Source organism: Mycobacterium sp. E1715 (assembly GCF_001667625.1).
Classification (GTDB): Bacteria; Actinomycetota; Actinomycetes; order Mycobacteriales; family Mycobacteriaceae; genus Mycobacterium.
Window position 1 is genome coordinate 1 of the sequence record NZ_LZJJ01000278.1, and the last position, 5382, is coordinate 5382.

Below are 5382 nucleotides of genomic sequence, written 5' to 3' on the forward strand. Positions count from 1 at the left end.
GCCTGGGCGAGTGCCATGAGCCAGATCGGTGATGCGCTCTCCACCAGCCTCAGCGTGCTGCGGACCCCGCCGGGTGCACCGGCGTTTCCTCCTGCGCTGCAAGGCGTTCCGGTTGTGCATCTGGCGTTCGCGTCACCGCAGGGCGCCGATGCGGCCGCCCCGCTGCTGCGCGCCCTCGAAGCCGCACCGGCGCCCGCGGTGAACAGCAACTGGGCGCGCGCCGATGCAGCCCGGCTGGCCCATATCCACCTCGACCCACCCAATCCGGTTCCGGCGCTGGGCATCGGAAGGTGGCTGGGACCTCGCGCGGTGGACGTGGCAGCCGAGGTGTTGGGCACCGCGGCCGCGCCCGATTCGCCGGTAGCGGTGGTCGAGTTCCGAAATCTGGGCAATGCCGCACCCACTCGCGACGGGGCGATGACCGCGGTGCCCGGACCTTTCCTGCTGCACGCGGTCGGTCTCGCTGCCGACGCCGCCTCGGGCGCTCGCACCGAGCGGGGGTTGGCAGAGGTTCAGGCCACCGCGATGAGGGCCGACATCGGGCTCGCCGCAGCGTCGTTCGCCGACGGCCGTGCCGCGGTCGGGGACGGGCTGGACCGCTCGGGGTTGCAGCGTCTGGTCCGGATTCGCAACGCCGTGGACCCCGAGCGCCGACTGGCCCCGTCGCGACTGCTCGCCGCCGCGAATGATGCGTGACGCGGCAAGGGCGGCGGCTAGACCGCTTCTATTCTGCCCCAACGCGATTGGCGATAAGCACCCTGATGGCGCGCCGCTCGCCGTTCGACCGTAGCCGCTTTACCCCGCTGCGACGCCCAAAGGCGGTCCAACCGTGGCTGCCGGAACGCATCCGGTCGCCGTTACCGCGGTGAATGCGAGGATCGCCGCAACGACGACCTTCGTGACCAGACGTGACATGACGGCCTCCGCTCATCCGACCCCCTTGTCAGAACTATAGGTCGAACGCGCCACTATTTCAATCACTGTTGAAATATTCCCGATTTCCGGGCATAGTTCGAAGCGGGTTCGAGGGTTTACAGCACGAGCGCTGAGGCGAACGAGTTTGACTGCTCTATCGTGGCTTTCCTGGCGCGCGCGAGGGCAGTCGCCGGTACGAAGCGTCCATGATGGCGATGCCAGGGAGAAGGGGAGTCACGTGACGTCGAAGGTTCCGCCGGTCAGTGTCGCGCGAGCCGTCGAACGGGTCCGCCACCAGTTGTCGCGGCTGCGCCAACGCTCCGCTCCGCCCGCGGCGGTGATGATGGAGTTGATCCTGAACGCTTGGGTCGCGCAAGCGATCACGTCCGCAGCGGACCTTGGCGTGGCGGATGCCCTGGCGGGCGGCCCGCTGTCCGGCGACCAGCTGGCAGACCGGATCGGCGCCGACGCCGACGCCCTGAGGCGGCTCATGCGCGCGTTGATCGGCATCGGGATCTTCCGGCAGCGCCGTGACGGGCGCTATGCGCTCACCCCACTGGGGGACACGCTGCGCACCGACGCGCCCATCTCGATGTCCGGGATGGCGCGGTGGGTCGGATCGCCGCAGCATCGCGAGCACTGGAGCCACCTGACCGATGCGATCCGGACCGGGAAGGCAGTCATCCCAGAGCTTCGCGGCAAACCGGCCTTCGAGTACCTGGCCGAGGAAGGGGAGCTGGCGGAGATCTTCAACACGGCCATGACCAATGTGTCCGAATTCGCGACCGTGCCTTTGACGGCCGCCTACGACTTCGATGCCTTCGGCACGATCGTCGATGTCGGCGGCGGACTCGGTCGGCTGTTGGCGGCGATCCTGCAGACGGCTCCGAATTCGCGCGGGGTGCTGTTTGATCTTCCGGAGGTCGTGGCGGGCGCACCGGAGTTGCTTCGCAAGTACGGTGTCGACCACCGCGTCCGGATCGAAAAGGGCTCGTTCTTCGATTCCGCACCGGAGGGCGGCGACGCGTATGTGCTCAAGAACGTCATTCACGACTGGCCCGAGGACGACGCGGTGCGCATCCTCACCAATGTCCGCGCCTCAGCTCGCGCCGGTGTGCGCCTGTTGCTCTGCGAGTTCGTCGTTCCCGAGCACGACCGCGACTTCCACGGCAAGTGGGTGGACCTCGAGATGCTGGTCGTCGCCGGCGCTCGCGAACGCACCGCGGACGAATACGGCCGGCTGTTCAACCAGGCCGGTTTTCGCTTGACTCGCGTCGTCGAGACCGTATCGCCGCTCAGCATCATCGAGGGAATCGCGGTGTAGCTCATCAGCACGGCGGAAATATGCGTTTTGGCCGCATACTTCATATCTCGCATCCGGAGAGCGCGTACGTCCCCGATCTTCAACCACCATCCGCGTTGGGCTCAGGTGCGACTATCTGGCCGCTTCTAATCAGAACGTCGGTGGCCTTTTGCCACCTGTCCAGCTGCACCGGACTGGTGAAGCCATCGGGGAGGTGCCGGTCCAGATGCGGACGAACGATAAAGATGCCCAACACCAACACCATCGGGTTGAGCGCCACCCAATCGGGATCAAGGCCGGGCCGCACCAATCCCTGTTCGGCGAGTTGATCCCAGTGGCCCCGACCGATGTCGACCAAACCGTCGAAGACCCGCACACCCATCGGCGTGCAGTCGACCACAGCGCGGCACATGTAGTCGATGACATGCGCGTGGTTGGAAACTAGTTCGGTCACCCGCTGTGCGACAGCCGAGACCGGGTCCGTCGGGGTCTCCGGCAAAGGGCTGGCCAACGACTGGCCCAGCACCGCCATCACGTACTCGTCAACCGCCGTGATGAGGTTTCCCTTCGTCCTGAAGTGATGTTGAACCAATCCGATTGACACGCCGGCAGATTCGGCGATCATCCGCAGCGAGGTCGCCTCCGTACCGTGCACGGCGAAAGTCTTGAGCGCAACGTCGCGAATACGGTCCGCGCTGGACTGGTCGCCCCGCCGGGGCGGACCGGGAGACACCACTTCGCGAAACATTGCTCCAACCATAGACACAGGGGCGAACCCGTGCCACAATATGATCGCATTGTCACGCAATAAATACATATTGTTTGGAGCTGGACAGCGAAGCGAGCGCGGTTTTCTAAAAAGTCTCGCCGTAGCGTCTCGGGCGCTACGCCCGAGAACATCATCACAAACGAAAATCAAAAAAACTGGCGATCGGAGGTCACACTTATGACTGCCGTTGATGCACGTATAACGACTGCTGACAGCATGGCCGACCGGGGAAGTACACCGCGGCCGAGTCGTAATGTCAGCAAGGCAGTGGCGGCCCTTCGACACCTTTTGTTTCTGACCGTCACGCCTGCGCTGAGGATCGTCAACCTGACGGTCCCTAGAAGGTTTTCACTGGTCGAGACGACACCTTTCATCGATCCCACCCAGTTCGAGTGGCACGACCATGTCATCTCCAAGTTGAGCAAGGTGCAGGGCGAATTGAGGGCTCTACTGTCAGCCCCGGAGACAATTCCAAACCATCAAGAAATCGTCGAAACGATCGCTGCAATATCAAACGACGATAAATGGCTCAGTTACTTTTTTTACATCTATGGCCGGCGCTTCGATAAGCAGTGCGATGAATGTCCGGATACTGCTCGGCTGCTGCAGGACATACCCGGGATGAAAACCGCTTTCTTTTCCATTCTGTCACCGGGAAAGAATATTCCTCCGCACCGAGGTCCTTACCAGGGCGTCATGCGCTATCACCTGCCGCTCGTGGTGCCCCAGGATGGCGAATGTGGAATCCGCGTCGGTGACGAGACCGCCTCTTTTCAGGAGGGCGTGGCGCTGATGTTCGACGATACCTACGAACACGAGGTGTGGAACAACACCAAGGAAACCCGCGTCGTGCTTTTCCTCGATATTGCGCGACCGATGAAGTTTCCGTTCGACATCTTCAACTCGGTGATGATCACCCTGATGGGCTACTCGCCCGTCGTGCGTCGAATGAAGAAGAACCAAGCCGCATTCGATCGCGCGCTTGCAGATCCTGCGTGATCCACGGGACGAGGAGCCACAGCCCGCGGTCGGGTAAATCGAAATGGAATCGGCCCGACCGCGACGCGGGCGGTGAGCGGGGGGCCGTTAAGCTCGAGCGGCGTTGTTGGGCATGCGATTCGACGATGCGCGCCCCTAAGAGGAGCGCTACCTCGACACAACCCGTGATCGCCAGTCGTGTGGAGGCACTACTGTAGCGAACCTACTGGGATAACCGGACTGACGAGCCGGAAAACGAACTTGCCGCGTTCCATGAACCGTCGCTCGAATGTGCCCTCGATCTGCCTGCCGTCCAACTGGCCCGCCAGTACGAGGTGGTCCTTGTCTGGCTGGGTCGCGCGCAGTACGACTTCGGCCGAATCCGATTCGGGCTTGCGCAACTTGAGCCGATCCCGGTCGATCTCGAGATGCCAGGTGGTGGTGTAGCCCCCCGGCACCTGGCTGACAAATTTGACCACCACGCCGAATTGGGGCACCTTGGTGCGGTCGGCGATTGCGACATTGGTCCACGGCTGTGGATTCGTCTGGTTGAGTGCCGCTTCGCGTCCATCGATGGTGAAGGACGTTGCGCGCCAAACTCCGTCGAGTGTCGAGGTGGGGGTGTTGTAGGCGGTGAACAACTTGGCGTCCCACATTGCGCTGAACACCAGCAACGACCCGGCGATACCGAACTTGGCGACCACGCCGGTTCGTCGCAGCCAGCCTTTGTCCGCACCGAGCGGCACACTGGGCACAACTGGACGAGTCTCTCCGCGATTGAAGACCACGCGCGCCAGATTCGGCCAATACGGTGACGCGATACCAATTGCTATCAACAACAATTCGCCGACTGCCAGTTTGACCGGCACGTCGTAAGTCATGTTGAGCAATAGCACCTGCGCCAGCGCCATCGCCGACCCGAGTGCACCGAGCAGCTGCGTACGGTTCCACAGCAGTAGCAATCCCGACACCAGCTCAATCAGCCCGGCAGCGACTGAGTACGCCGGGGAGGCACCCATGAAGCCCCACAACGTGTCGAACAGGCTGGTGTCGCCCGTTAACTGCAGCTGGTGGTGGGGAAGGGTCATGAACCCCATCTGGACGGGAATCACCTTGGCCAGCCCGTAACTGATCATCACCAGGGCCAACCCGAAGCGCGCGAACACGATCAGCGAGGCGGCCAGGCGTCGATAGTCGGAACGCCCGCGATCCATGATGGTCCACACCGTGGTAATCAGCAGCGCCAGCACCATCCCGCCGAGATGCGAACACCAGAACCACAAGACGTCCGAGCCAGCCGACTTGGCGATCTCGATCCCACGGCCTCGGGTCAGGTAGCTGCCGATCTGCGCGAGTAGCCAAATTATCGGTTCGAGTGGGTGCCGGCCCACACTGTCTTTCACCACGCTACCGCCAC

At 63.0% G+C, this 5382-nt stretch carries 4 protein-coding genes and 1 pseudogene; 3 read left to right on the forward strand and 2 right to left on the reverse strand.

Features of this window, described 5'->3' with window-relative positions; translation table 11 throughout:
* Positions 1-696, forward strand: a pseudogene (locus tag A9X03_RS14250) (hypothetical protein); the annotation flags it as partial.
* Between the two features lie 457 nt (positions 697-1153).
* Positions 1154-2239 (forward strand): methyltransferase, encoded by a 1086-nt coding sequence (locus A9X03_RS14255; protein ID WP_068261599.1) that lies wholly within the window; start codon positions 1154-1156, stop codon positions 2237-2239.
* A gap of 79 nt (positions 2240-2318) precedes the next feature.
* Here A9X03_RS14255 and A9X03_RS14260 read toward each other — a convergent pair whose 3' ends face one another.
* Positions 2319-2966, reverse strand: coding sequence for a TetR/AcrR family transcriptional regulator (locus A9X03_RS14260; protein ID WP_068261602.1), 648 nt, complete (start codon positions 2964-2966; stop codon positions 2319-2321).
* A 198-nt stretch (positions 2967-3164) separates the two neighbouring features.
* On the opposite strand from A9X03_RS14260, the gene A9X03_RS14265 reads away from it, so the two are divergent.
* Positions 3165-3986 carry an aspartyl/asparaginyl beta-hydroxylase domain-containing protein gene (locus A9X03_RS14265; RefSeq protein WP_082970917.1) on the forward strand — a complete coding sequence of 274 codons (822 nt, stop codon included), beginning with the start codon at positions 3165-3167 and terminating at the stop codon, positions 3984-3986.
* Positions 3987-4174: 188 nt separating this feature from the next.
* On the opposite strand, the gene A9X03_RS29830 is transcribed toward A9X03_RS14265, so the two are convergent.
* Positions 4175-5382, reverse strand: a 1208-nt coding sequence (locus tag A9X03_RS29830) for a hypothetical protein (RefSeq protein WP_197696081.1), incomplete at its 5' end; no start/stop codon positions are given.

Excerpts from the sequence above, each read along its gene's own strand:
- A9X03_RS14265 (WP_082970917.1), top strand. The coding sequence starts at position 3,165 with ATGACTGCCGTTGATGCACGTATAACGACTGCTGACAGCATGGCCGAC.
- A9X03_RS14260 (WP_068261602.1), bottom strand. The coding sequence starts at position 2,966 with ATGTTTCGCGAAGTGGTGTCTCCCGGTCCGCCCCGGCGGGGCGACCAG.